This window comes from Pseudomonas sp. LPH60 (genome assembly GCF_030718165.1).
Lineage (GTDB): Bacteria > Pseudomonadota > Gammaproteobacteria > Pseudomonadales > Pseudomonadaceae > Aquipseudomonas > Aquipseudomonas danubii.
On record NZ_JAVAJH010000007.1, the window covers coordinates 72,056 to 97,743 of the forward strand.

Below are 25,688 nucleotides of genomic sequence, written 5' to 3' on the forward strand. Positions count from 1 at the left end.
ATATGTAAGGGGACTTAGAGTGAACAAGTCGGAACTGATTGATGCTATCGCTGCATCTGCTGATCTCCCGAAAGCTGCTGCTGGCCGTGCGCTGGACGCAGTAATCGAATCCGTTACTGGCGCTCTGAAGGCCGGTGACTCTGTTGTTCTGGTTGGTTTCGGTACTTTCTCCGTAACGGATCGTCCAGCTCGTATCGGTCGCAACCCACAGACCGGTAAGACTCTGGAAATCGCTGCTGCTAAAAAGCCAGGTTTCAAAGCCGGTAAAGCACTGAAAGAAGCCGTAAACTAAGTTTCTTCAGGGTCTTTGCCCATCCGGGTCGGGGTCATGCCTGATCTGGCAGCGGGGCGCCAGTAGGCCGGTGCATCACCGGCCAATGCCGAGGGTCGCAGGTTCAGCTCTCGTCCGCTCCGCCAGTTACGAGAAGGCGCATCCTCGGATGCGCCTTTCTTCTATCCGGACTCTACCCACACTCCACGGTTGCTTAAATTGAAGTACAGCCGTTTCTGGGGGACGCATGCTGCAGAATATCAGGGACAACTCACAAGGCTGGATTGCCAAAACCATCATCGGGGTCATCGTCGCATTGCTGGCGTTGACCGGTTTCGATGCCATTTTCCAGGCCACTACCCATAACCAGGACGCGGCCAAGGTCAACGGCGAGGAAATCACTCAGAACGAGTTGAGCCAGGCCGTCGACATGCAACGTCGTCAACTGATGCAACAGTTGGGCAAAGATTTCGATGCCTCCCTGCTGGATGAGAAGATGCTGCGCGAAGCCGCGTTGAAAGGGCTGATCGACCGCAAACTGTTGCTGCAAGGTGCACAGGATTCCAAGTTTGCCTTCTCCGAGGGCGCGCTGGATCAGGTGATCCTGCAAACGCCGGAATTCCAGGTTGAAGGCAAATTCAGCCCTGAGCGTTTCGATCAGGTGATTCGTCAGTTGGGCTACACCCGTCTGCAATTCCGCCAGATGCTTGCTCAGGAAATGCTGATCGGTCAGGTGCGTGCCGGTCTGGCGGGCAGTGGTTTCGTGACCGATGCTCAGGTACTGGCGTTCGCTCGTCTGGAAAAACAGACTCGAGATTTCGCTTCACTGAGCATCAAGGCTGATCCGGCAGCGATCAAGCTGACCGATGACGAGGTCAAGGCCTATTACGATCAGCACGCCAAGGAGTTCATGACTCCCGACCAAGTGGTGATTGATTACATCGAGCTGAAGAAGGCTGCCTTCTTTGATCAGGTCAGTGTCAAGGACGAGGACCTGCAGGCGCTGTATCAGAAGGAAATCGCCAACCTGTCCGAGCAACGTCGTGCCGCGCACATCCTGATCGAAGTCAACGATAAGGTGAATGAGGCTCAGGCCAAGGCCAAGGTCGAAGAGATCCAGGCGCGTCTGGCCAAAGGCGAAAGCTTCGAGGCACTGGCCAAGGAATTCTCCCAGGATCCAGGCTCGGCTAATAACGGTGGCGACTTGGGCTATGCCGGTCCAGGTGTTTATGACCCAACCTTCGAGAAGGCGCTGTATGCCCTGAATAAGGATCAGGTCTCGGCCCCGGTGCGTACGGACTTCGGTTTCCACCTGATCAAGCTGTTGGGCATCGAAGCACCGGAAGTGCCGAGCTTCGCCAGTCTCAAGGACAAGCTGACCCGCGACTTGAAAACTCAGCAGGTCGAGCAGCGTTTTGTCGAGGCGACCAAGCAGCTGGAGGACTCTTCGTTCGAGGCCTCCGATCTGGCACAACCGGCTCAGGAGCTGAAGCTGACTGTTCACACCTCCGCGCCATTCGGCCGTGACGGTGGCGACGGTATCGCTGCCAACCGTGCAGTGGTGCAAGCAGCGTTCAGCACCGAAGTCCTCGATGAGGGCTCCAACAGCACCGCCATCGAACTGGACCCGGAAACTGTCGTGGTGCTGCGAGCCAAAGAGCATCGCAAACCTGAGCAACTGCCTCTGGAAAGCGTCGCCAGTGCCATTCGCACGCAATTGGCCAAGGAGCACGCCAGTGCTGCGGCCAAGACCAAGGCTGAAGAGCTGATTGCCAGCTTGCGTGATGGCAAGACCGCGCTGAACAAGCCGGTTGATGGCCAGAACTGGAAAGTCGCACAAGCGGTGACCCGTGGTCAGGATGGTATCGATCCAACTGTTCTGCAGGCGTTGTTCCGCATGAGCAAGCCTGAGTCCAAGGACAAACCGACCTTCACTAGCGTGACCCTGCCTAACGGCAATCTGCTGGTGCTGCAGCTCAATGCCGTCAATGAAGCCGCTGCGCCGACCGAGGAAGAGAAGGCTCAATACCGTCGCTTCCTGGCCTCGCGGGTAGGGCAGCAAGATTTTGCTGCCTACCGCAAGCAGCTGGAAAACCAGGCGGACATCAAGCGTTACTAATGCCTGAACCGCAGTGTTGAAAAGACCCCGGCCGCAATGCCGGGGTCTTTTTTTGAGCTCGGATAAACCTCAGGTGCCGGTGGTGTGCCAGCGCTTGCGCGCATGCAGATAGGCCGCCTGATCGTTGTAACCCAGCTGTAGCGCAATCTGCGTCCGGGATTCGCCTTGCAATTCCAGGTGCATTTCCAGCTCGGCGCGGGTCTGGTCCAGCAACTGGCGAAAACTCAGCCCCTGTTCCGCGAGACGTCGCCGCAGCGTGCGTGGGGTTTGATGCAGGTGGGCACAAAGGCTTTCCAGGGTTACTGGATGGCCAGCCGCCAGGGCCTGACGACAGGCCCTGGCCACCTTGGCTGCCCAACCGCTCAGCCGTTGGTGCAGGGCCACCCGCCGATCCAGCTCTTCGCTCAACAGGTCGAGCATGCCGGCGTGGCGGGTCTGCAGTGGCAGTTGCAGGCTTTGCGGGTCGAAGTAGAAACGGTTGGCCCGGCAATCGAATTCGATACGGTCGCCAAACCAATGCTGGTATTGCGCGTGATAGTCGGGACGCGAATGGCTGAAGCAGGCCAGCACGGGCCGAACCGCAAGACCAGTACCACGCCGCAGTTGAGTGATGGACATGACTCCATAGTGTTCGATCAGGTAGCGGCTCAACTCCGCCGAGGTGTCGATATGGATTTCAACACCAGAACCTCGGGCATCCGTCACCCGTTGCACGCGATCGGTGTCCGAGCCTAACGGCGCATAGCGAACCCAGAATGCCATGGACGCGGCAACATCCGGGCAGTAGAGGCTGGCGTGGGCAATAACGTGCCAGTCCTGGGGTGTGAAGCGTTCGAACAGTTTGAGGCCTATGGCCGGCTCCAACGCTGCCGCGGCGCGCCATAGCTGTTCCAGGTGCAGCAGGTTGTAGTCCTGGTGCGAGGCGGTGCTCTGGTCATTGAGGAAGCGTTGCAAGACTTCGCCGAGGCGTCCTCGATGAAAGCGCGGGGCCGCTCGGTTGGCCGGATCTCGCTGGATTCTGTCCATTTCGCGCATAGAGAGGGCTGCCTTGCTGATCTCTAATGGTCGGGCGTTGCCCATAAGGATTAGAGCGAGAATGCCATGAACCACGATCTGATGACCAACAACCCCCTGTTGATCGTTTCGGCGATCTTTGTGTTTTTCATCCTCCTGGAAATAGCTTGTTCAGCCTTTCGCCAACCCCGTGGCCAGCGCCGCGACGTGCTGATCGAGGCGGTGGGCTCAAGCCTGTTGCTTGGCGTGACCTTTCCTCTGGTGATGTGGGCCAGCGGTGCGCTCATGGGCCTGGCACTGCCACAAGCCAAGGGCATGCTGGCGGATACGCCCTGGGTGCTTGGTCTGCTGTTGTTCCTGATCTTCGATGACATGACCCAATACTGGTGGCACCGCCTGACCCATCGTCTCCCCGCGCTGTATGCCCTGCACCGGGCTCACCATTCAGCGCCCTACATGAGCATTCGCATCGTTTATCGCAACAACAGCTTCTATTACCTGCTGATGCCCGGAATCTGGTTCTCCGGGGTGCTGATCTACTTGGGGCTGGCGCCGGTCTATTACGGTTACCTGATTCTCAAGATGACGGTGATCTTCGCCGCACACAGCAGCGTGGCCTGGGACGACAAGCTGTACCGCATCGGTTTTCTCCGGCCACTGATGTGGCTGGTGGAGCGAGTCTTTTCAACGCCTTCGACCCATTCGGCTCACCATGGCCTGAGCGCCGAGGATGGCGTGACCCACTACAAGGGCAACTTCGGTAACTTGCTGTTCCTCTGGGATGTGCTGTTTGGCACCGCGAAGATCACCCGCCGCCGGCCCGTTACCTTCGGTATCGAGCACTTGGCGCCGGTGAGCTGGAAGGAGGAGCTGTTCTGGCCGTTGGTACGCATTCGCAAAGCCCGATCCGCTGCGCACGCAAAAGTGGATACTGCTTTGCAGACTGGCGCTTCGGCTGAAGGCTAGCGACCTGGCAGGCTCCGTTGCCGCGAGAACGCCCGATTGCCAAGGCTTGGGTCGAGGATCAGCGTCTGACTGGAAAGCCCTGGTGCCGGGCGTTCACCGCCACCACCAGGCTGATCAGCAACAGCGCGGCAATCACCCAGGGGAAGATCGCCACTCCTGGCCCTTGCAGCAGCAAGGCGCCACCCAGGCCGCCACCGGCGATCGCCAGGTTCCATAGGGTGACCAGCATCGACTGCGCAGTGTCAGCGTGCTCGCCTGCGGCCTTGGCCAGTGCGGTTTGCAGCAGGGTGGCCATACCGCCGAAGGACAGCCCCCAGATAGCGGTCGCCCCAAAGATCGCTACTGGCCAGTCACCCAGCAGCCCCAGCATCAGGGTTGAGCCGATGAACAGCAGGCAACTGACCAGCACCAGTTGACGCAGCCAGCGATCGATCAGCAGGCCCACCAGCCAGATGCTCAACAATGCGGCCAGGCCAAATACCAGCAACACCCGCTCGATCTGCTCACCAAGCCCGACCGGCTGAAGAAAGGGCGCGATGTAGGTGTAGAGAATGTTGTGTCCCAGTACATAAGCAAAAGTCACGAACAGCACTGGTCGGATCCCCGGCAAGGCCAGGACTCGAGCCAGCGACAAGCGCTTCTGTGCGCGCAGCCCCGGGAAGTCCGGCACCTGAACCAGTACCCAGCCAATTAGCCCCAGGGTCAGCAAGGTCATGACAGCAAAGCTCATGCGCCAGCCCACCAGGTTGCCCAGCCAGGTTCCAGCGGGCATTCCCACCGACAGAGCCACCGGCGCGCCGAGCATGGCCAGCGTGATTGCCCGGCCTTGCAAGTGAGGCGCCACCATGCGGCTGGCATAGCCGGCCAGCAAGGCCCAGAGCAGGCCGGCGAAGACCCCGGCGAAAAAGCGTGCCACCAGAATCAGGCTGTAGTCACTGGAGAGGGCGGTAGCAGTGTTGACCAGGGCAAAGCCGGCGATGGCCAGCAACAGTAAGGGGCGCCGCCGCCAGCCCTGGGTGAGGATGATCAGCGGGATGGCGGCCAGTAGCGAACCCAGGGCATAGAAGGTCACCAGCTGGCCAATCAGTGCAGGTGAGACGCCAAGGTTGGCACTCATTTGTGGCAGCAGCCCAGCCGGCAGGGTCTCGGTCATCAGGGTAATGAAACCGGCGCTGGCGAGAGCCAGCAGGCCGCCGACAGGCAGGCGTTCGCGGGTCTCGGCGGGTGCTTGTAGCAGTTCACAGGCATTGGCGGAGTTGCTCATGGTCGGGCACCGTTGTGCAGGGGCAGAAATGAAGCTCACAGGGTAGGGTTCTGTGCATGGCGGAAAAATAGGCTAAGGTTCCGAACTTATCGGACACAGAAGTCCTTAATCGCAGGAGGCAGAATGGACTGGCTGGGCAGTATCCCGGTGTTCATGCAGGTGGCCGAGACACGTAGCTTTACCGAAGCGGGGCGGCTATTGGGAGTGTCCTCCTCAGCCGTGGGCAAGAGCATCGCGCGGCTTGAGGAGCGTCTGGAGACGCGCCTGTTCCATCGCACCACCCGCAGTATCAGCCTGACCGCCGAGGGGGCCGGGTTCCTCGAGCGCTGCCGCCGGATAGCTACCGAAGCGGAGGCTGCGGAGTTCCAGCTGTGCGATTCCTCCAGTGCGCCTGTAGGTAAGTTGCGGATCAGCGCTCCCCAAGTTCACGGGCTATTGATGCCGGTACTGGCGGAGTTCATGCAGCTCTATCCACAGATCGAGCTGGACGTGGACCTTTCCGATCGCATGGTGGACGTGGTGGAGGAGGGGTTTGATCTGGTAGTGCGCACGGGCAATCCCAAGGACTCCCGGCTCCTGGCTCGACAATTGGGGCGCTTTCACATGGTGCTGGTGGGCAGTCCCGACTATTTCAAGCAGCGCGGCCTGCCGCAATGCCCCCAGCAACTGCGCGAGCACGCCTGCCTGCGGCACACCTTTCACCACACCGGCAAACTTGAGCCGTGGCCGTTCAAGCCCCAGGCCCACTTACCGGAACCGCTGCTGCCGACCCGCTTGACCAGCAGCTCCATCGAGGCTGTGGAACACGCTGCCCGCAGCGGTTTGGGTATCGCCTGTTTGCCGGATTTCATGGTGCAGGCGGCGGTTCGCCGGGGAGCGTTGCAGACAGTGCTCGACGAGTACCTGGAACACAGCGGCACGTTCTGGGTGCTGTGGCCATCGAGCCGGCATGCAGCGGCCAAGCTGAGGGTGTTGATCGAGCACTTGAGCGAGCGACTTTTTCCGGCAAACAACGGTCAGTAAACTTGTGTGAAATTTAAGACACCAATTACCTGCGCGGTGTGGCATTGATCTGTTGCACAATACGCGCCGGAGCGTTTTCCTCAGGATTTTCGATGTTTAGATCATTTCATCTGCGCGCCGCAGCCACGGCATTGCTGCTGTCCGCTGTCGCCGGTTGTTCGACGCACAAGACCGCCATCTACGAGCATGAAAGCTTCGATGATTCCGGCACTTTTTCGCGCAATTACCCGGTCAGCGATACCGCTTCCTGTGAAGCCGCACGCCGGGCTCTGCTGAGCCAGGGCTACATCATCACCAGCAACGACCCGAAGCTGGTCAGTGGCCACAAGAGCTTCCAGCAGACCGGTGAGACCCATCTGGAGATCAGCTTCAATGTGGTCTGTGCCCAGGATGGCAGCGGCGACCAACGTTCGACGGTGTTTGCCAACGCTTTGCAGGACCGTTATGCACTCAAGAAGGTGAACAACTCGGCGAGCCTGGGCGTCGGAGTGCTGGGTTCGGTGTCGATGCCGATCGGTTCCACCGACGACTCCATGGTCAAGGTGGCCAGTGAGACGGTGTCGTCCGCCAAGTTCTATGAGCGCTACTTTGCCCTGGTCGAGCTGTTTTTGCCCCAGGAAGTGAAGAAGGCTGCACATATCGAAGAGAAGCCCAAGGCTGATCTGGGGGTTCCCGAAAACAAGCCCGAGGCGGAACCCAAGCCTGAGTCCAAGCCACAGAGCGAAGTGATCGAGCCGAGTGCTGTGGTCGCACCGCTGGTGCCCGCCAATGAGCCTGAGCCAACGCTCTCCCAGCCCGTGGCTCCACCAGCGGAAGTCGCGCCGATTGTGCCGGCTGCCAGCAGCGAGCTGGCGCCTGCCAATCAAGCCGTCACTGCACCCCCCGCCAGCAGTCTGCCGCCGCCGACCGAGCCGATTCCCGCTCTGCCGGGCAGCGGGCACTGATCGGTTCCAGGGTGCTCGGGCCGACTCTTTAAAGTCGGCCCGATGTTTACATCGCGCTCGCCTTCGACTGCAATCATTGCCGTTGCATGGGTATCCACAGCTTAAATTTCTCACGGGCTGTTACGTTTTAACGACATAAATCTTGACCGGGGGGGTAGTATTTTTTCTGTCATCCCGGCACTTTATGCTGGTCCCGACAGTCATTAGGCACAGGGTTATTCAATCAACGGAAAAGGAGTCCGCCATGGACGAATACCAAGAGGAACTGCTGGAGTATCAAGCTTTTGAGCTCGATCCCCTGGAACCAGCAGAAGACGCCACCGAGCTGTAACGCCGGTGGCGTTTTTTTTAGCCGAATTGTCGGTGGCTGCGCCGGAATTCCCCCGGGGTCTGCCCGTTCCAACGCTTGAAAGCCCGTTGAAATGCCTCGGCTGAGGCAAAGCCCAACAGATAGGCGATCTCGCCGAATGCCAGTTCGGTATCGCGGATATAGGTCATGGCCAGGTCGCGGCGAGTGTCGTTGAGAATCGCTCGAAACTGCGTCCCTTCTTCCGCCAGCTTGCGCCGCAGGGTCCAGGTCGGCAGCTTCAGGCGCATCGCCACTTCTTCCAGGTCCGGCTCACGGCCACCGTTGAGCAGAGGGCCCAACAGCTGAATGATGCGTTCGCGCAGGCTGCGGGTCCGGGTCAACTGTTCCAGTTCTCTTTCACATAGCTGCACCAGATGCCGCCAGGTGCTGGGGCAATGCTCCGGATTGCGCAGGGCCAGGTTGGCCTGGCTCAAGCGCAGCTGGTTCTGTTCAGCACCGAACTGGATGGGCGTTGGGCCGAGCAGGGCATAGGCGTCGTGATAGTCCGGGCGCTCGAACTCGATGTCGATCTGCTCGGCATGAATGGCCTGGCCGCAAAGACTCGACAGCTGCTGAAGCCAGCCGGACATGATCGAGTCCACGACGAAACGGTTGTAGGCGTTGTAGGGGCTGATGGAATAAAAGCGCAGCCAGGCACCGTTGGCGTCTTCGTGAAAGCTCGACTGGCCGCGATAGTTGGAGCCGTACAAGGCCTCGAAACGGGTCAGGCAGCGAGCCGCTTCGCGCACGGTAGGGGCTTGCGCGGCAGTCACCCCAGCAAGGCCCATCTGGCTCAGGCGACTCAGGCGGCCCATGCGCAGGCCCAGTGCCGGGTCACCGGTCAGCTGGATCGCCCCGTGGCCCAGGCGCATGTAGCGGGGGATCGACAAGCGTGCCCCGGCTTCCCCCAGCCTGGCGGCGTCCAGTGCGTATTGTTCCAGCAACGGTGTCGGGTCCAGCCCATGACTGCGTACCGCGTCCACCAGGCTGTGGACGAACCCCACCGAGAGGTCTCCCAGGCGCATCGGCGGCGTCTTCATCGACTACAACCAGATGTTCAGCAAGCGAGCACCCCGGGTGCCCTCGTCGGCAAAGGTCTGGCCATTGCTGTTGATAAAGCTCTGGCCGCTGCTGCGCTGGTCCCAGAACTGGCCACGCAGGAACACGCTGACCCCGGCACTGGCCAGGCTGCTGGGCGGGCGGGCAGTGAGGGTCAGGCGATGCCAGGCCTCGCCTTCGCTGGCTTCCTCGGGCTTGAGGCTGACTTCACTGGGGGTGGCGATGCTCTTGTAACCGCGCCAGGGTTTGTCCCAGCCGTCGCGGCCCATGACAAAGGCCGGGACTGCCACCAATTGAGTGCTCTGCTCATTGAGCTTGCGATAGTTTTCCGGGTACCAGCTGTCGCTGCCGATCAGTACGCCGAGCCGTCCGGCGGGGGTATCGATCACCCGTAGCGCTGTTTCGGTATCGCCCTTCAGGTAGCCGCTTTCGGCATAGGTCGGGTAGATCTGCCGCTGGGGCTGGCCCATGGGCAGGCCATCGCTGCCGAACACCAGGCTGCTGTTGTACAGGGCGCCGCTGCCAATCTGCAGGGTGCCCTGACTGACACTGGGCTCCGGCAGAATGATGGTGCCGGCCACCAGGGTCACCTGGAACTCCTTGGCCAGGCCGCCGAACAGCCACTGATAGTCCTTGGCCATTTTCTTCGCCTTCATGCGCAGATACGCATCGTCCAGGCGACTGTCGCCCCTGGCGCTGATCAGCGCCTTGAGAAACGGCAAGGGGTTGCTCACGGCCAGCCAGTTCATCGCTTCTTTCAAGGAGGTGGCCTGGTACAGCTCGTTCTTTTCACCACTGACCATCAGCCAGGTGCCGATATGCTCCGGTAGCACGACGATGGTCTTGGCGTTGACCAGGCCTTTGTCAGTGGCTTGCTGCAAGTAGGCCGCCAGCTTGCGATGCAGGCGTTCGATGTTCTGGTAGTCGGTGGGGAACAGTTCAGGCTGAATCGCCAGCAGGTTGCCATTATCGGCTGGCACGCCTTGATCCACCGCGAGCTGGATGCGCAGGTCCGACAGGTAGTGCGCCTCTGGACGGTCGCGAGTCCAGATTGCGTAGCGGGTGGCGGCTGCAAGCAGGGCCAGAGTGAGGGTGATGTAGAGAAGTTTGCGCATGGGGAAACAGTCAGCGGCCGTGTGCAGGAGTCGTCGACTAGGGTAGGGCCCGGGCCGACGCTTGCCAAGGGGCGCTGTGCGTTTGGATCAATAAGTTGTCAGTTACGGTCATTGAGCGCCGGATACTGTGCTCTTAGTCTGTGGAGCACTACCGATGGAAGACGCAGAGCTTCCACATTTTCCGTGATTGCCCGATCTGGAGTGACACCATGGCTGCCGCACCTTACCCGCACTTGCTGGCCCCCCTCGACCTGGGGTTCACCACCCTGCGCAACCGCACCCTGATGGGGTCCATGCACACCGGTCTGGAAGAGAAGCCCGGCGGTTTCGAGCGCATGGCGGCGTATTTTGCCGAGCGTGCCCGCGGCGGCGTGGGCCTGATGGTCACCGGCGGTATCGGTCCCAACGACGAGGGCGGGGTGTATTCCGGCGCTGCCAAGCTGACCACCGAGGAAGAGGCCCTCAAGCACCAGATCGTCACTCGTGCGGTGCACGAGGCGGGCGGCAAGATCTGCATGCAGATTCTCCACGCCGGGCGTTATGCCTACAGCCCCAAGCAGGTCGCCCCCAGCGCGATCCAGGCGCCGATCAACCCGTTCAAGCCCAAGGAGCTGGACGAGGAAGGCATCGAGAAGCAGATCCGCGACTTCGTCACCTGCTCGACCCTGGCCCAGAAAGCCGAGTACGACGGCGTCGAAATCATGGGCTCGGAAGGTTATTTCATTAACCAGTTCCTGGCGGCCCACACCAACCACCGCACCGACCGCTGGGGCGGCAGCTACGAAAACCGCATGCGCCTGCCAGTGGAAATCGTTCGCCGGGTGCGTGAGGCGGTCGGTCCGAACTTCATCATCATCTTCCGCCTGTCGATGCTCGACCTGGTGGAAGGCGGCAGCACCTGGGAAGAAATCGTGCAGCTGGCCCAGGCCATCGAACAGGCCGGCGCCACCATCATCAATACCGGGATCGGCTGGCACGAAGCGCGAATTCCCACCATCGCCACCAAGGTGCCTCGCGCCGCATTCAGCAAAGTCACGGCCAAGCTGCGCGGTTCGGTGAGCATTCCGCTGATCACCACCAACCGCATCAACACCCCGGAAATCGCTGAGCAGATCCTCGCCGAGGGCGATGCCGACATGGTTTCCATGGCTCGGCCGTTCCTCGCCGATCCGGACTTCGTCAATAAAGCCGCCGCCGGTCGCGCCGACGAGATCAACACCTGCATCGGCTGTAACCAGGCGTGCCTGGACCATACCTTCGGCGGCAAGCTCACCAGTTGCCTGGTCAACCCCCGTGCCTGCCACGAGACCGAGCTGAACTACCTGCCGGTCACGCAGATCAAGAAGATTGCCGTAGTGGGGGCCGGCCCGGCGGGCCTGTCCGCCGCTACCGTGGCCGCTGAACGTGGCCATCAGGTGACCCTGTTCGACTCCGCCAGCGAGATCGGTGGCCAGTTCAACATCGCCAAGCGGGTGCCGGGCAAGGAGGAGTTCTATGAAACCCTGCGTTACTTCAAGCGCAAGCTGCAGACCAGCCATGTCGAGCTGTGCCTGAACACCCGGGTGGATGTGGAGCAACTGGTGGCCGGCGGTTTTGACGAAATCATCCTGGCCACCGGTATCGCCCCGCGTGTGCCGGCGATCCCCGGGGTGGAGCATCCCAAGGTCCTGAGCTACCTGGATGTGTTGCTGGAGCGCAAGCCGGTCGGCAAGAGCGTGGCAGTGATCGGTGCCGGTGGCATTGGCTTCGACGTTTCCGAGTTCCTGGTGCACCAGGGCGTGGCCACCAGCCAGGACCGTGAAGCGTTCTGGAAGGAATGGGGCATCGACACCCAGCTCGAAGCCCGTGGCGGCGTAGCGGGAATCAAGGCTGAGCCCCATGCACCGGCCCGTCAGGTGTTCCTGCTGCAGCGCAAGAAAACCAAGGTTGGCGACGGCCTGGGCAAGACCACCGGCTGGATTCACCGCACCGGGTTGAAGAACAAGCAGGTACAGATGCTCAACAGCGTCGAATACCTGAAGATCGACGACGTCGGTCTGCATATCCGCATTGGCGAGGCAGGAGAACCCCAGGTGCTGCCGGTCGACAACATCGTCATCTGCGCCGGTCAGGACCCGCTGCGTGAGCTGCAGGACGGCCTGCTGGCCGCAGGGCAGAATGTGCACTTGATCGGCGGCGCCGATGTGGCCGCGGAGCTCGACGCCAAGCGTGCCATCAATCAGGGCTCGCGCCTGGCGGCACAGCTGTAACGGCGTCAGCGACACGCAGCGGGCAAAGAGGCGCACTGGTAGACTGCGCCTCTTTGCATGTTGAACCTGATGCTGATGTCCTTTCCCGATTCCTTCGATTGGCTGCCCCAGGCACCGCTGCAACGGCTGGACCTGGACTGGCTGTCTCAAGCCGGGGTCGAGGTGGCGGTGCTGCGCCTGGACCTGATCGATCCACTGATCAGCGGCAACAAGTGGTTCAAGCTGACCGAACACCTGGCAGCCGCACGCCAGTGTGGTGCCGCCGGCATCATCAGCCTGGGCGGTGCCCATTCCAATCATCTGCACGCCCTGGCCGCTGCCGGTCGACGTTTTGCCTTCCCCACGGTCGGGCTGTTGCGCGGCCATCCACAAGACACCCCGACCGTGCGCGACCTGCAGCGTTTCGGCATGCAGGTGCACTGGCTGGGTTACGCCGGTTACCGGGGGCGCCATGCCCCCGGTTTCTGGGCGCCTTGGCAGGCGCAGTACCCCGAGCTGTATCCGGTGCCCGAGGGGGGCGGTGGCCTGGCGGGCGCTTCAGGCTGCCGGCCGTTGCTACAACAGGTGCAGCAACAGTTACCGGCCTTGGGCTGGAGCGACTATCACGGTTGGTGGCTGGCCGTCGGTACTGGCACCACCCTGGCTGGGTTGGTGCTGGCGGAGGCTGGCGTGCACCCGGTGTATGGCGCACTGGCGGTGCCTGCGGATCACGGGGTGGCGCAGCAGGTTGCGGATATTTTGCAGGAGGCCGGGCTGAACAGTGGCCGTTATGAGCTGCTGGACAGCAGTCGTGGCGGTTTTGCCAAGGTCGACGCAGAGTTGCGGGAGTTCATCCAACTGAGTGAGCGATACAGCGGCTTGCCATTGGAACCGCTGTACACCGGCAAGGCCCTGCTGGCCTTGCAGGCGCAGGTCCTGGCCGGGCGCTTTGCCGCGGGTAGCCGGTTGATCTTCGTGCATACCGGCGGCTTGCAAGGCCGCCGTGGATTCGCCGATCAGGCCTGATCCGGTTTGCGCCACATGCGTTGCAGGGTGTTATCGCGCATCACGTAGTGGTGATAGAGCCCGGCCAGGGCATGCAGTCCGATCAGCCAGTAGCCGAAGGTACCCAGCAGTTCGTGCCAGACCTGGAGTTGTTTGGCCAGGTTTTTGTCCTCTGCCACCAGCAGCGGCAGATCGAAACCGTAGAACATCACTTGATGGCCCTTGGCGCTGGTGGTCAGCCAACCGAGCAGCGGCATGGCGATCATGAACAGGTAGAGCGCCCAGTGCATGAGCGTCGCCAGCAGCCGTTGCCACTGGGGCGGGTTGGGCACGATCTTCGGTGCGACGCCCTGGGTGCGCGCGAACAGGCGCAGCCAGACCAGAACGAACACCGTCAGGCCGAGCATGAAGTGGGCTTCGACAATCAGCGTGCGAGCGCCGCTGCCCTTGGGAAAGATGCCGCGAAATTCGATACAGGCGTAAACCACCGCCAAGAGCACCAGCATCAACCAGTGCAGGGTGATCGTCATGCTGCTGTAGCGAGACTCAGTGTTTTTCCAGGGCATACGGGACATCCTCGGTCATCAGGTCTGAAGCCTCCGTTCTTGAATGACGGAGTGCTGTAACTGTAATCCGCTATCCGAGGGTTTGCCTGAGTCGACAGGGGCTTTTATCGCCCTTGCGAGGGCCCTGGCGGGGCAATGCCCGATAAAAAAACGGCGGTGCCAGGAGCGCCGCCGTTTGGTTGTGGAGCTGGGGTCTGATCAGTGGCTCTGGGGCATCTCTCCTCGGGCCAGGCGCTGGTTGATGTCGGCGATGACCTGAGGCAGATCGGCAATGGTGTCGATCATGTAGTGCGGGCGCGAAGCCTCGAACAGTTTATGGATGCGCTTGCGCTCGCTGGCCAGGGTGTCGCTGGCCAGGGCACGGAAGCCGTCATAGCTCAGGCCCAGGGCGTTGCCCGAGCAGATCAGGGCCACGGTCCACATGCCGGCGCGACGGCCTTCGAGAATCCCTGGCACGGTGTCGTCGATCTTCACGCAGGCGGCAACATCATCGATGCCCAGGGCGATCACATTGGCCAGGGCCTGGGCCGGCCAGGGGCGACCGTTGGGCACTTCGTCGGTGGCCACTACATGGTCGGCGACGTAGCCGTTGCTGGCGGCCAGGGCCACCACCTTGTCCATCACCTGCTTGGGGTAGCCGGAGCAGGAGCCGATCTTGATGCCTTGCTCGCGCAGCTTGGCAATCACTTCCAGGGCGCCGGGAATCAGTGCCGAATGCTCGGCGATTTTCTCGATCTGCAATGGCATGAAGCGCTCGTAGATGGCTGTGACGTCGGCATCGGTGGGTGTACGGCCGAAGACTTTACGGTAGCGCTCGGCCACCTCCGGCAGGTCGCACAGGGTGCGGATATGGTCCCACTTACCCATGCCCATGGGGCCGCGGGCTTCTTCGATAGACACCTGCACATCGAATTCGGCAAAGGCTTCGACAAAGATCTGCGTCGGAGCGAAGGAGCCGAAGTCCACCACGGTGCCGGCCCAGTCGAGGATCGCTGCTTGCAACTGAGAAGGGTTGCTGTAGTTCATGGTTTCAATGCCTGTGTAGGAGCGAGTTTGCTCGCGGAAAAAGGTTCGGGATCGCAGCGCCTGTTTCGCGAGCAAGCTCGCTGTTGCAGGCACGGCGGGGAGTCAGATGTTCTGGACTTCCATTTCCTGCAGTACCTCGGCGATGGCGGCGACGGCGGCCTGCATGCCGCGGCGGTCGACGTGACCGATGCAGCCCACGCGGAAGGTTTCGACTTGGGTCAGCTTGCCCGGGTAGAGGATGTAGCCCTTGGCCTTGACCCGTTCATAGAAGTCCTTGAACTGGTAACGCGGGTCTTGCGGGGCATGGAAGGTGACGATGATCGGCGCCTGGATTGCTTCCGGCAGAAAGCTGCGCAAGCCCAAGTTCCCCATGCCTTCCAGCAGTGTCCGACAGTTGTCGGCGTAGCGCGCATGGCGTGCCGGCAGGCCGCCTTCTTCGTTGTACTGCAGCAGGGCTTCATGTAACGCAGCGACCACGTGGGTCGGCGGGGTGAAGCGCCACTGGCCGGTCTTGGCCATGTAGCTGTGCTGGTCGTGCAAGTCCATGGCCAGGGAATGGGCGTTGCCCGCCGCCTGGGCCAGGGACTCCTTGCGGGCGAAGACAAAACCCATGCCGGGCACGCCTTCCAGGCATTTACCGGAGGCGGCGATCAATGCGTCGAAGGGGATTTCCCGGGCATCGATGGGCAGGGCGCCAAAGGAGCTCATGGCATCGATGATCAGGCGTTTGCCGTGGCGGGCCACGACCTGGGCGATCTCCGGCAGCGGGTTGAGGATGCCGGTGCTGGTTTCGCAGTGGATCAGGGCCACGTGGCTGATGCGGTGGTCGGCCTGGAGCAGGCGCTCGACGTCGGCGGCGGTGGTGGGTTCGTCCTCGGCGGTTTCAAAGGTGCTGAAGTCGCGGCCGAGCACTTCGCAGATTTTCGCCAGGCGCTTGCCGTAGGCACCGTTGATCAGCACCAGGACCTTGCCGTTGCGGGGCACCAGGGTGCCGATGGCGGCTTCCACGGCGAAGGTTCCGCTGCCTTGCAGGGGGACACAGTGGTGGCTGTCGGCGCCGTTGACGATGGCCAGCAGTTGCTGGCACAGGCTGGCTGTCAGTTGGTTGAAGCGCTCATCCCATGAACCCCAGTCCACCAGCATCGCCTGGCGGGTGCGGGCGGATGTGGTCAGGGGCCCGGGGGTAAGCAGGATTGGCTCGGCGATGCTCATGCTGTGTCCTCGAAAATGATGGGATGAAGCTACGGGGACTAAATTGCAGTTTGCCTTGTCATCAATCAAATTGTTTGTTGTTATGCCAGCCATCAGTGAGGCCGATAGCTATGAACCTGTTTCAACTCCGCGCATTCGACGCCGTGGCCCGTGAAGGCAGCTTCACCCGGGCCGCCGGGCGGCTGTTTATCAGCCAGCCGGCGGTGACCGGGCATATCAAGGCCCTGGAAGAGCATTACCAGATCACCCTGCTGCGGCGCACTGCGCGCCGGGTGGAGCTGACCGAGGAAGGCATCAAGCTGGCGGCCATCACCCGGGCCATGTTCGGCCTGGCCGAAGAGGCCCAGGCCATGCTCGAGGCCAACCGGCAATTGCTGACCGGGCGCCTGGAAGTGGCGGCGGATGGCCCGCACATGGTGATGCCGATGCTGGCCAGCCTGCGGGCGAAGTATCCGGGGGTGACGGTCAACCTGCGCCTGGGCAATGCCCAGGAAACCCTGGCGGCGCTGCTGTCGGAACACGCCGACGTGGCGGTGCTGACCGAAGTCGAGCCGCGCAAGGGCCTGCACCTGCAAAGCCTGGGTGAGTCGCGGATGTGTGCCCTGGTGCCCCAGGGGCATCCCTGGCTGGAGCTGCCCGAAGGTATTGCCATCGAACAACTGGATCAGGTGATCATGGTGCTGCGCGAACCCAGTTCCATCACCCGGCGCACCTTTGATGAGGCTTGCGTGTTGGCCAGGGTCCAGCCCCGCGTGCTGCTGGAACTGGACAGCCGCGAGGCGGTGACCGAAGCGGTGGCGGCGCAGTTGGGGGTCGGGATCGTCAGTTCAGTGGAAGTGGGGCACGACCCGCGGGTGTGCACGGTGCCGATTCGTGGCGCTGGCCTGATCAACCGGCACATGCTCGGTTGCATGGAACGGCGCCGTGACCTGCGCTTGATCCAGGCGTTTTTCGCCCTGGCTCCTGCCTGAGCGCCCCGTAGCAACTGGCCGAGGGATCGCCTTCGCCGGCAAGCCGGCGCCTACGGAGCGGTGGGGGAGGCCAGGCTTTCGCGTACCAGATCGAGAAAGGTCGCGACGATCCGCCGTGAACTCTGCTCGCGCAGGCACACCAGGGTTTCGGTCATGCGCCGCTGGCAGTCGATGATCGGCAGGGCGCAGACCCGGGAGTCGGCGCCGAACTCCGCCGCCGAGACCACCCCCACGCCAATCCCCACCACTACCGCTTCTCGCGCGGCTTCCCGGCCCTCCACCTGGATGGTCGGGCGAATCCGCAGGCCGGCCCGGTTCATTTCCTCTTCCAGGGTCTGCCGGGTTACCGAGCCGACTTCCCGCAGCACCAGGGGCGTGTCGTCCAGGTCGGCCAGGCAGATGGACTGGCGATCGGCCCACGGATGATTGCGCGAGACAAAGGCCACCATCGGGTCGTTGCGCAGGGTCAAGGACAGCAGGCGCTCGTCATCCACCTCCCGTCCCAGCAGGGCCAGGTCGGCCTGGTAGTTGAACAGACGCAGCAGGGATTCATCGGTGTTGCCGGTCTCGATCTTCACATTGATCCCGGGGTACAGCTCGCAGAACCGGGCGATCTGCGGCAGCACATGCACCGGGGCATCCACCGCCAGTACCAGGCTGCCGGTCTGCAAGGCCTGGGAATCCTGCAACAGTTCCTTGGCTTCGGCCTCCACCACGAACAGGCGCTGGGTGATGGCCAGCAGGCGTTCTCCCAGATCCGTGAGGCGTACCGAGCGTTTGTTGCGATGGAACAGGATGACGCCGAAGCGCTCTTCGAGCTTGCGCACCTGATCGGAAATCGCCGGCTGGGTGAGAAACAGGCGTTCGGCAGCCTTGGTGAAGTTGCCGTGCACGGCCACCGCATGAAAGGCCTTCAACTGTGCGTGGGAAACCGACATGGGCAGACCCTCTTACAAGCTGGGCTTATATTTGAAATACGATAAATCGATTTCACTTATTAGTTGGTAATTGCTTCCATCTTTCAAGGCCCGGGTGACCCGTCAGTCGACCCGTACCCGGCCCTGATGCCTGTGCGTGCACCTCCAAGTCCCGAAACAGGGAAAGCAACAGGACTCATCTGACCAGCAGTGCCTGCCTCAAGGGCTCTGCTGCAGTGCTCAACAATAAAAAACACAGGCGTTTGCTCCTCATTCTGCCGGCACACTCACCCTGAGGTCAGAACCACAATGAATAAGCACAACGGCACCATCAAACGTTGGCGCGTGCAGATTTTCGCCATCACCTGGATCGCCTACGCGGCGTTCTACTTCACCCGCAAAGCCTTTTCCGTCGCCAAACTGGGGATCGCCGACGATCCCGACTTCACCCTCGACAAGATGGCCATGGCCAACCTCGATGCCATCTACCTGGCGGCCTACGCCGTGGGCCAGTTCACCTGGGGGATCTTCGCCGACCGTTTCGGCCCGCGGGTGGTGGTGCTGGGCGGCCTGCTGATCTCCGCGGCCGCGGCCCTGGTCATGGGCAGCTTCGCCACCTTGCCGGTGTTCGCCACGTGCATGCTGATCCAGGGGCTGGCGCAGTCCACCGGTTGGTCCGGGCTGTGCAAGAACATGGGCAGTTTCTTTCCTGCCCGGGAGCGTGGCCGGGTCCTGGGACTATGGAGTTCCTGCTACGCCTTTGGCGGGCTGGTGGCGTCGCCCTTTGCCGGCTGGTGGGCCTATACCCTGATCGGCACCTGGCATGCGGCGTTCATCTCCAGCGCAGTGGTGGTGGGGCTGACGGCGGTGCTGTTTTTCATCTTCCAGCGCAACACCCCGCAGGATGTGGGTTTGCCGGCGGTGGAGCCATTGGCGCCACAGAGTGCCGAGGAGGAGGCCGCCGAGCGCCGCCTGAGTGTCTGGGAGCCGTTGCGGGAGATCCTGCGCAATCGCACGGTGCTGGTGCTCGGCCTGTCGTACTTCCTGCTCAAACCGGCGCGCTACGCGATTCTGCTGTGGGGACCGGTGATCGTTTATGAGCAGATGCCGTCGGTGGGCAAGGTGGGGGCGGCGATCGTGCCCACCACCTTCGAGCTGGCCGGGCTGCTGGGGCCGATCATGATCGGCCTGGCCTCGGACAAGCTGTTCGGTGCCCGGCGCATGCCGGCCTGTGTCCTCAGCCTCTTGGCGCTGACGGTGTCCCTGGCGCTGTTCATGGGGGCGCTGCACACCGGCAGCGTGCTGCTGGTGATGCTGCTGCTGTTTTTCATGGGGCTGACCCTGTACGGGCCGGACTCGATGATCAGCGGCGCGGCGGCCATTGATTTCGGTTCGGCCAAGGCCGGGGCCACGGCCGCAGGCTTCGTCAATGGCTGCGGCTCGGTGGGGGCAGTACTGGGGGGCTTGTTGCCGGGCTATTTCGACACGGTGACGGTGTTCATCGTGTTTGCCGGCTGTGCCCTGGTCTCGGCGCTGTTGCTCATGCCGTTCTGGAACAGCCGACCCCATGGGAGCGAGCCGGTGCGCGGGCTCGTTCCCAATGGACCGTTGTTGATCAAGCCGTTGCGTTCCTGACTTTTCTGCCCCTTCGCCGGCAAGCCGGCTCCTACGAAGTGTTGTAGGCGCTGGCTTGCCAGCGCACCCACTTGCCGTTTTTTTCCTGGAGACTCACCCATGCGACCTTTCTGGCTGGAACAGGCCCTGCAACAGGAAACCCTGGACCCCTGTCCGCCTCTGCAGGGCGATACCACCTGCGAGGTGGCCATTGTCGGCGGCGGCTACACCGGTTTGTGGACCGCCATCATGCTCAAGGAGCAGAACCCCGGGCTGGATGTGCTGCTGATCGAGGCGGATATCTGCGGCGCCGGTGCCAGTGGGCGCAATGGCGGCTGTGCGCTGTCCTGGTCGGCCAAGTACTTCACCCTGGAGCGTCTGTTCGGCATCGAGGAGGCGGTGCGCCTAGTCAAGGAGTCCGAGCGCAGCATCCACGCCATCGGCGCATTCTGCGAGCGCTATGGAGTGGAGGCTCACTATCGCCTCGACGGTACCTTGTACACCGCCACCAACCAGGCCCAGGTCGGTTCTACCGACGGGGTGATCGCTGCCCTGGAACGCCGGGGCATCAATTCCTTCGAGAAGCGCCCCTTGGCCGATGTGCAGCGCATGGCCGGTTCCAGCCAGCACCTGGAAGGCTGGTACTCGCCGGCCGCCGCCAGTGTGCAGCCGGGGTTGCTGGTGCGTGGCTTGCGTCGGGTGGCCTTGCAATTGGGGGTCAGAATCCATGAGCACAGCGCCATGACCGGGTTGGAAGAAGGGCGCCCGGCGCGGTTGCGCACCCCTTTGGGACAGATCCGTGCCCAGCGTGTGGTGTTGGCGATGAACGCCTGGATGGCCCGGGCCTTTCCGCAGTTCGAACGCAGTGTGGCGATTGTTTCCAGTGACATGCTGATCACCGAGCCGCGTCCGCAACTGCTGCAGCAGATCGGCTTGACCAGCGGGGTGACGGTGCTGGATTCGCGGATCTTCGTGCACTACTACCACAACACTCCCGACGGCCGGATCATGCTCGGCAAGGGCGGCAACACCTTTGCCTACGGTGGGCGCATGTTGCCGGTGTTCGACCAGCCGTCGCCCTATGCCGGGTTGCTGCACAAGAGCCTGGGGCAGTTCTTCCCGGCCTTTGCCGAGGTGCCGGTGGCCGCGACCTGGAACGGTCCGTCGGATCGCTCGGTCACCGGGTTGCCCTTCTTCGGCCAGATGAGCCGCGCCGGCAACCTCTTCTATGGGTTCGGCTATTCCGGCAGCGGCGTGGGCCCCTGTCATATGGGAGGGCAGATTCTCGCATCCCTGGTCCAGGGCCTGGACAATCCCTGGACCCGTTCGCCCCTGGTCAACGGTCCCTTGGGTTACTTCCCCCCGGAGCCGATCCGCTACCTGGGCTCGCTCATGGTGCGCAACGCCATTCGCCGCAAGGAGCGGGCCGAGGATCATGGGCGTCGGCCGCGGCATCTGGATGTGCGTCTGGCGCGTTTCGCTGCGGCCGCTGGCAAGGCCGACAAGGGCTGAAGCCTGGCGGGGTAGGGCCGGTCGCTGACTTTTTGGTCGATCAGGGCCCTGAGGACGTATAAACTTGCCCATCGCGTCGGCCAAATCCAACTCGACGCCATAGATCAAGAGAGTGAGTAATGGGCGCACAGTGGAAGGTTAAACACAAAGAAGCGGCAGCCAACGCCAAGGGCAAGATCTTCGGCAAGCTGGTGAAAGAGATCACCATTGCCGCACGTAACGGCGCTGACGTCGCCACCAACGCCCACCTGCGGCTGGTGGTCGAACAGGCCAAGAAGGCCTCGATGCCCCGCGAGACCCTTGAGCGCGCCATCAAGAAAGGTTCGGGCCAACTGGGCGAAACCGTGCAGTACCACCGCGTGACCTACGAAGGTTTTGCCCCGCACCAGGTGCCGCTGATCGTTGAATGCGTGACCGATAACATCAACCGTACCGTGGCGGAAATCCGTGTGGCCTTCCGCAAGGGCCAACTGGGTGCTTCGGGCTCGGTGTCCTGGGATTTCAATCACGTGGGCATGATCGAAGCCTCGCCGGACAGCCCGGACGCTGATCCGGAACTGGCCGCCATCGAGGCCGGTGCTCAGGATTTCGAACCGGGTGAAGAGGGCGCAACCCTGTTCCTGACCGAGCCTGCGGACCTGGATGCCGTACAAAAGGCATTGCCCGAGCAAGGTTTCACCGTGTTGTCGGCCAAGCTGGGCTATCAGCCGAAGAACCCGGTGAGCGGCCTGAGCGATGAGCAGATGGCTGAAGTCGAGGCCTTCCTCGAAGGCCTGGACAACCATGACGACGTGCAGGACATGTTCGTCGGCCTGGCGGGTTAAGACCGCGATTCGCCGGCCAGCCGGCTCCTGCAAACCTCTGTAGGAGCCGGCTGGCCGGCGAAGCTGTTTTAAAGCCCCGCTAATTCCTCACAGACCTGGGCAAAGTCCGGTCGTGCCAGCACCTCTGGCTGACAGCAGCGCTGCACCAGCGCCGCCAGTTTCTGCCGCTGTTCCAGGCTCAGCGAGCCATCCCCGCGCTCCAGCAATTCTTCCAGCAAGACACCGAAGGCCCGTACTTCCAGGCGTTGCAGCGCCCGGCTCTCTGGGGTGTCGTCCTTGGCATGGAAGGACGCCGCGCCAAAATCCCCCAGCAGGCAGTCGCCTTGTTCATTCCACAGGGTGTTGTGGCCGTAGAGGTCGCCGTGGGTAATGCCCTGGGCATGCAGGTGGGCACCCACCGCAGCGATGCCGCGGGCGATTCGCAGAATCACGCCGGCACGGTAGTGCGCGTTATCCGGGTAGATATCCCGGGAGCAGGAATCCAGGCTCGGCAGCGCCGCAAGGTTGCGGTAGCTGGGGTCGATCAGTTGCATCACCAGTCCGTTCTGGCCCTGGGGATGCTCGACGATGCGGCCCTCGACCCGGATCAGGTTCGGATGCAACCCGGCACTGATACAGGCGTTCATTTCATGCAGCGGCGAGCCATCGCTGGTCATCTCGCCCTTGTACAGCTTGACCGCCGCCGCGCGGGCCGGCTCTCCCGTCGGCTGCCACCACGCTTGGTGAATCACCCCGGAGGCGCCTTCGCCCAGGCGTTGCTCCAGGCGCAGTTCGTGCCAGGGGATGGTGCGGGTGGACTCCAGGGCCTGGGCGTCGGCCTCGGATTCCAGTGGATTGCCGGCATAGGCCAGCCAGGTCAGGCGCGGCAGGGCCAGGAGGAACGGCGGCAGCTCGGTCAGGCGGTTGGCGGCGATCCGCAGCAGCTCCAGGTTGTGGCACTGGCCCAGGCTCTGGGGCAGGGCGGTCAGGCGGTTGCCGGCCAGCATGAGCTTTTGTAGCAGCGGGCGCTGGCCCAGCTCTTCGGGCAGTTCACTGATGCGGTTGTCGGTGAGGATCAGCCAGCGCAACTGCGGCGGCAGGGCGGCGGCCGGCACCCGTTCGATGCGGTTGGCCTTGAAGCCGATCATGCTCAGTTGCGCGCAATGGCCGAGGCAGGCCGGTAGTTCACTGAACTGGTTGTCCGAGCAGAACAGGATGCGCAGGTGGGTGAGCCGGTGCAGGTCGTCGGGCAGGCTGCTCAGTGCATTGCCGCTGAGGTTGAGGATTTCCAGCGAGTCGGCCAGATCGAAGATCTCCCGGGGGAACTCGGTCAGTCCGCAGGACAGGTCCAGGCGCTTGATTCCGGCCAGCTGGCCGGCCCGCAGTTGAGCAAGGGTATCCATGAACAGCGTCAGTACTCGAAAGAAGAAAAAGGCGGGCAGAATAAAGCAGTTCGGTGGTTTTGGCTGCCTGAGCGGCCATTGGATGAGTGCTATTGGGTTTCCAGCAACCTGAAGGTCAACGCGCCCGCTCCCTGTACGTAGTCGGCAATCAGGGTAAGGTCGGTCTTGCGGCCTTTGGACCACAGCTTGCAGGCCACTCTCATGACGGATGGCTCGGTGTCCAGCGGGTAAAGGTCCAGGGCGACCCGGCCGCTGCGGTCCGGCTGGAATGCCCGATCATAGGGCGCAAGGGCCAGGTTCACGGCCTGTTCTCCCGAGCTGTCCAGCTCTTCGAGGATTTCTGCATAAATGGCCGGGCTTACGCCAAATGCCGCCAATACCGTTGGCTGGGCATTTTCAATAGAGCGCAAGAGCGCCGCTGCCAGTCGATAAATCTCTTTGCGGTCAAATTCTTGCATCTTGCAGTGCTTCAGCTAACCGGCGAAATGCCGCGGGGTGCCTGGGGTTCCTGGCTTCAGCCAGCATCGACTCCAGGCTGTGGTGCTCCAAGGTGTATTTTACCGATCCGGTGGCGGCTCTGCCCAGCGGGTTTTCCAGGTCGAAGTCGCTCTCCAGGGTTGCAAGCAAGTAGGCGCCCTGGCGGCTCCATTGGTTGAAACGCATGACGTGGCGGTCATCCAGAATCACCGCGCCTTCCTGCTTGTCATCCGAGAAATGGAAAGCCAACTGCGAAGGGGGCAGGTTTTGCTGTGCCGCAAGGCGTTTCCTGTACTTGAGCACGGACGTCAGGCGGGCCCCAGGGGCCAGGCTGAAGCCACTGCCGACCCGTTGCCGGTCAAGGAAGTAGCACTTGAACAGCACCTCCAGGGTTCGCTGGTGGTAGCGCGTCGTGCAGATTTTTTCATACTGGTGAAAGTCCTGGGGCTCGCCGACCCGCTCATAGCCTTTGGCCGCCAGTTCGGCTGCCGAGAAACTCTCCAGGCCAAATAGCCGGGAGTGCTTGAGGGTTGAATCTTGCAGGTGCAGGCACACCAGCTCGCAAAAGCTGATCGAACTCATGTGGCTACTCGCTCAAGCGGGTGCTCGGGACCGATTACCTGCAATTGCCCGAGGCGGCTGCGGGTGCGCGCCAGGTCGATGGCGTGGCCGCCGAGACACTCGTGCAGCGGGCGCTGGCCGATCAGCAGCAGGCGTTTGTCCTGGTCGTAGAGCACGTCGATCAGGTTGATGAAGCGTTGCTGGGCGGCGATCGAGCATTCTCCCAGCTCCGGCAGTTCGTCGATGATCCAGGTGTCGAAGTGGCGACTCAGTTCCAGGTAGTCCATGACGGCCGTGGGCTGTTCGCACACATCGTTGAATTCAAAACGGATGCTGCGCTGCTGGATCTGGCGCACGGTCAATTGCCGGGCGCCTACTGTCAGTTGCGCCGCTGCGGCATGGCGCTCGGGCAGTTCCAGGGCCTGGCGCTGGGCCGGGGTGCCGGGCCACACATAGTGACCCTGGGTGAAGAGCTGCTGATCGTGGGAGCGGGCCTGGCTCCGGTAGTCGTGGGGGCCTCCCACCTCCATCACCTGCATGCGCCCGTTGATCAGTTCGATCACCGGCTTGAAGCGGGCGTGGTATAGCGGGTTGGGCAGCAGGCCCTCGGGGGCGTAGTTGGAAGTCAGTAACAGCGTGATGCCGCGGTTGAACAGGGCCTTGAACAGCCGGGTGATCAGCATCGCATCGCCAATGTCATGGACATGGAACTCATCGAAGCACAGCACTCGGCACTGGTTGAGCAGTTCATCCAGGGTGGTTTCCAGAGCGTCGGCCTGCTGCTGATGGCGGAACATGCCCTGGTGCAACCGGGCGAAGAAGTCGTGGAAGTGCAGGCGCTGTTTTTCGGCGATGGGCAAGGCGCGGAAGAAGCCGTCCAGCAACCAGCTCTTGCCCCGGCCGACGGCGCCGTACAGGTACAGGCTCTGGGCCTTGCCGGAGGATTGCGTCAGGTCCTCGGCCTGCCGGGCCATGCAGTCGATCACCCGCAATTGGCTGTGGCTGAGGGTGTATCCCAGGTCCCGGGCCTTGTGGCGAAAGTAGTCATGGATCACACCACCGGCACCGTTCGGGCGGCGCAAGGCTCGGGCGAACAGGCGTCGCCAGGGTGATTGAGTCTGTGCAGGTGTTGGCGGTAAAGCGGCCAATGGTGGTTACCCCGATGATTCCAGGCCGCCTACCTTAAAAGCGGCGCGACAATTTAACCAATAGAAAACCCAACAGCCAGTGATCTCGAAAAGGCATGGCGGCGATAGACGGTCATTCACA

General features: G+C 62.3%; 23 protein-coding genes. 11 read left to right on the forward strand and 12 right to left on the reverse strand.

Going from position 1 to position 25,688, the window contains the following annotated elements; genetic code table 11:
• Positions 1 to 19: 19 nt before the first annotated feature.
• Both Q8O96_RS23670 and Q8O96_RS23675 read left to right on the forward strand, forming a co-directional pair.
• On the forward strand, positions 20 to 292 hold the full coding sequence (locus Q8O96_RS23670) for an HU family DNA-binding protein (RefSeq protein ID WP_011062271.1): 273 nt from the start codon (positions 20 to 22) through the stop codon (positions 290 to 292).
• Positions 293 to 518: 226 nt separating this feature from the next.
• A complete protein-coding gene (locus Q8O96_RS23675) occupies positions 519 to 2,390 on the forward strand; it encodes a SurA N-terminal domain-containing protein (protein ID WP_102864653.1) in 1,872 nt (623 codons plus the stop codon).
• A gap of 69 nt (positions 2,391 to 2,459) precedes the next feature.
• Here Q8O96_RS23675 and Q8O96_RS23680 read toward each other — a convergent pair whose 3' ends face one another.
• Positions 2,460 to 3,425 (reverse strand): AraC family transcriptional regulator ligand-binding domain-containing protein, encoded by a 966-nt coding sequence (locus Q8O96_RS23680; RefSeq protein WP_102864654.1) that lies wholly within the window; start codon positions 3,423 to 3,425, stop codon positions 2,460 to 2,462.
• A 66-nt stretch (positions 3,426 to 3,491) separates the two neighbouring features.
• Here Q8O96_RS23680 and Q8O96_RS23685 point away from each other — a divergent pair, with 66 nt between their 5' ends.
• Entirely contained in the window at positions 3,492 to 4,370 is an 879-nt protein-coding gene (locus Q8O96_RS23685) for a sterol desaturase family protein (protein WP_207166249.1), read from the forward strand.
• 58 nt (positions 4,371 to 4,428) lie between these two features.
• On the opposite strand, the gene Q8O96_RS23690 is transcribed toward Q8O96_RS23685, so the two are convergent.
• Entirely contained in the window at positions 4,429 to 5,634 is a 1,206-nt protein-coding gene (locus tag Q8O96_RS23690; RefSeq protein ID WP_305949517.1) for an MFS transporter, read from the reverse strand.
• A 123-nt stretch (positions 5,635 to 5,757) separates the two neighbouring features.
• Between Q8O96_RS23690 and Q8O96_RS23695 the strand changes: the two genes are divergently transcribed.
• Together Q8O96_RS23695 and Q8O96_RS23700 are read left to right on the forward strand one after the other, a co-directional pair.
• Positions 5,758 to 6,657 carry a LysR family transcriptional regulator gene (locus tag Q8O96_RS23695; protein WP_102864657.1) on the forward strand — a complete coding sequence of 300 codons (900 nt, stop codon included), beginning with the start codon at positions 5,758 to 5,760 and terminating at the stop codon, positions 6,655 to 6,657.
• 92 nt (positions 6,658 to 6,749) lie between these two features.
• Positions 6,750 to 7,601, forward strand: coding sequence for a DUF2242 domain-containing protein (locus Q8O96_RS23700; protein ID WP_207166247.1), 852 nt, complete (start codon positions 6,750 to 6,752; stop codon positions 7,599 to 7,601).
• 348 nt (positions 7,602 to 7,949) lie between these two features.
• Here Q8O96_RS23700 and Q8O96_RS23705 read toward each other — a convergent pair whose 3' ends face one another.
• Entirely contained in the window at positions 7,950 to 8,990 is a 1,041-nt protein-coding gene (locus Q8O96_RS23705; protein ID WP_102864660.1) for an AraC family transcriptional regulator, read from the reverse strand.
• A gap of 3 nt (positions 8,991 to 8,993) precedes the next feature.
• On the reverse strand, positions 8,994 to 10,124 hold the full coding sequence (locus Q8O96_RS23710; RefSeq protein ID WP_102864661.1) for a carbon-nitrogen hydrolase family protein: 1,131 nt from the start codon (positions 10,122 to 10,124) through the stop codon (positions 8,994 to 8,996).
• 209 nt (positions 10,125 to 10,333) lie between these two features.
• On the opposite strand from Q8O96_RS23710, the gene Q8O96_RS23715 reads away from it, so the two are divergent.
• Complete coding sequence (locus Q8O96_RS23715; protein WP_305949518.1) at positions 10,334 to 12,373, forward strand: NADPH-dependent 2,4-dienoyl-CoA reductase; 2,040 nt, start codon at positions 10,334 to 10,336, stop codon at positions 12,371 to 12,373.
• A 75-nt stretch (positions 12,374 to 12,448) separates the two neighbouring features.
• Positions 12,449 to 13,378 (forward strand): 1-aminocyclopropane-1-carboxylate deaminase/D-cysteine desulfhydrase, encoded by a 930-nt coding sequence (locus tag Q8O96_RS23720; protein ID WP_305949676.1) that lies wholly within the window; start codon positions 12,449 to 12,451, stop codon positions 13,376 to 13,378.
• On the opposite strand, the gene Q8O96_RS23725 is transcribed toward Q8O96_RS23720, so the two are convergent.
• From Q8O96_RS23725 to Q8O96_RS23735, 3 genes are all read right to left on the reverse strand, one after another.
• Positions 13,369 to 13,923: a cytochrome b gene (locus Q8O96_RS23725; protein ID WP_305949519.1), complete on the reverse strand. Its 555-nt coding sequence runs from the start codon at positions 13,921 to 13,923 to the stop codon at positions 13,369 to 13,371. The genes Q8O96_RS23720 and Q8O96_RS23725 overlap by 10 nt on opposite strands.
• 198 nt (positions 13,924 to 14,121) lie before the next feature.
• Positions 14,122 to 14,949, reverse strand: a complete 828-nt coding sequence (phnX, locus tag Q8O96_RS23730; protein WP_110652855.1) for a phosphonoacetaldehyde hydrolase — start codon at positions 14,947 to 14,949, stop codon at positions 14,122 to 14,124.
• Positions 14,950 to 15,051: 102 nt separating this feature from the next.
• On the reverse strand, positions 15,052 to 16,161 hold the full coding sequence (locus Q8O96_RS23735) for a 2-aminoethylphosphonate--pyruvate transaminase (RefSeq protein ID WP_115580521.1): 1,110 nt from the start codon (positions 16,159 to 16,161) through the stop codon (positions 15,052 to 15,054).
• A gap of 110 nt (positions 16,162 to 16,271) precedes the next feature.
• Here Q8O96_RS23735 and Q8O96_RS23740 point away from each other — a divergent pair, with 110 nt between their 5' ends.
• The gene (locus tag Q8O96_RS23740) at positions 16,272 to 17,132 is read left to right on the forward strand and encodes a LysR substrate-binding domain-containing protein (RefSeq protein WP_102864666.1); all 861 of its coding nucleotides are present in this window, start codon (positions 16,272 to 16,274) and stop codon (positions 17,130 to 17,132) included.
• Between the two features lie 50 nt (positions 17,133 to 17,182).
• On the opposite strand, the gene Q8O96_RS23745 is transcribed toward Q8O96_RS23740, so the two are convergent.
• Complete coding sequence (locus tag Q8O96_RS23745) at positions 17,183 to 18,070, reverse strand: LysR substrate-binding domain-containing protein (protein ID WP_102864667.1); 888 nt, start codon at positions 18,068 to 18,070, stop codon at positions 17,183 to 17,185.
• Between the two features lie 189 nt (positions 18,071 to 18,259).
• On the opposite strand from Q8O96_RS23745, the gene Q8O96_RS23750 reads away from it, so the two are divergent.
• The 3 genes from Q8O96_RS23750 (at position 18,260) to Q8O96_RS23760 (ending at position 21,999) form a co-directional block, all read left to right on the forward strand.
• Positions 18,260 to 19,684 (forward strand): MFS transporter, encoded by a 1,425-nt coding sequence (locus tag Q8O96_RS23750; protein WP_258009286.1) that lies wholly within the window; start codon positions 18,260 to 18,262, stop codon positions 19,682 to 19,684.
• 99 nt (positions 19,685 to 19,783) lie between these two features.
• Entirely contained in the window at positions 19,784 to 21,175 is a 1,392-nt protein-coding gene (locus Q8O96_RS23755) for an FAD-dependent oxidoreductase (protein ID WP_115580520.1), read from the forward strand.
• A 119-nt stretch (positions 21,176 to 21,294) separates the two neighbouring features.
• The gene (locus Q8O96_RS23760) at positions 21,295 to 21,999 is read left to right on the forward strand and encodes a YebC/PmpR family DNA-binding transcriptional regulator (RefSeq protein ID WP_060840179.1); all 705 of its coding nucleotides are present in this window, start codon (positions 21,295 to 21,297) and stop codon (positions 21,997 to 21,999) included.
• Between the two features lie 68 nt (positions 22,000 to 22,067).
• On the opposite strand, the gene Q8O96_RS23765 is transcribed toward Q8O96_RS23760, so the two are convergent.
• The 4 genes from Q8O96_RS23765 to zapE form a co-directional block, all read right to left on the reverse strand.
• Positions 22,068 to 23,381 carry a leucine-rich repeat-containing protein kinase family protein gene (locus Q8O96_RS23765; protein WP_305949520.1) on the reverse strand — a complete coding sequence of 438 codons (1,314 nt, stop codon included), beginning with the start codon at positions 23,379 to 23,381 and terminating at the stop codon, positions 22,068 to 22,070.
• A gap of 89 nt (positions 23,382 to 23,470) precedes the next feature.
• Entirely contained in the window at positions 23,471 to 23,839 is a 369-nt protein-coding gene (locus tag Q8O96_RS23770) for a hypothetical protein (protein WP_305949521.1), read from the reverse strand.
• Positions 23,826 to 24,440: a hypothetical protein gene (locus tag Q8O96_RS23775; RefSeq protein WP_115580517.1), complete on the reverse strand. Its 615-nt coding sequence runs from the start codon at positions 24,438 to 24,440 to the stop codon at positions 23,826 to 23,828. The genes Q8O96_RS23770 and Q8O96_RS23775 overlap by 14 nt, the downstream gene beginning before the upstream one ends.
• Positions 24,437 to 25,567 (reverse strand): cell division protein ZapE, encoded by a 1,131-nt coding sequence (zapE, locus tag Q8O96_RS23780; protein WP_371826202.1) that lies wholly within the window; start codon positions 25,565 to 25,567, stop codon positions 24,437 to 24,439. The genes Q8O96_RS23775 and zapE overlap by 4 nt, the downstream gene beginning before the upstream one ends.
• Positions 25,568 to 25,688: the final 121 nt, after the last annotated feature.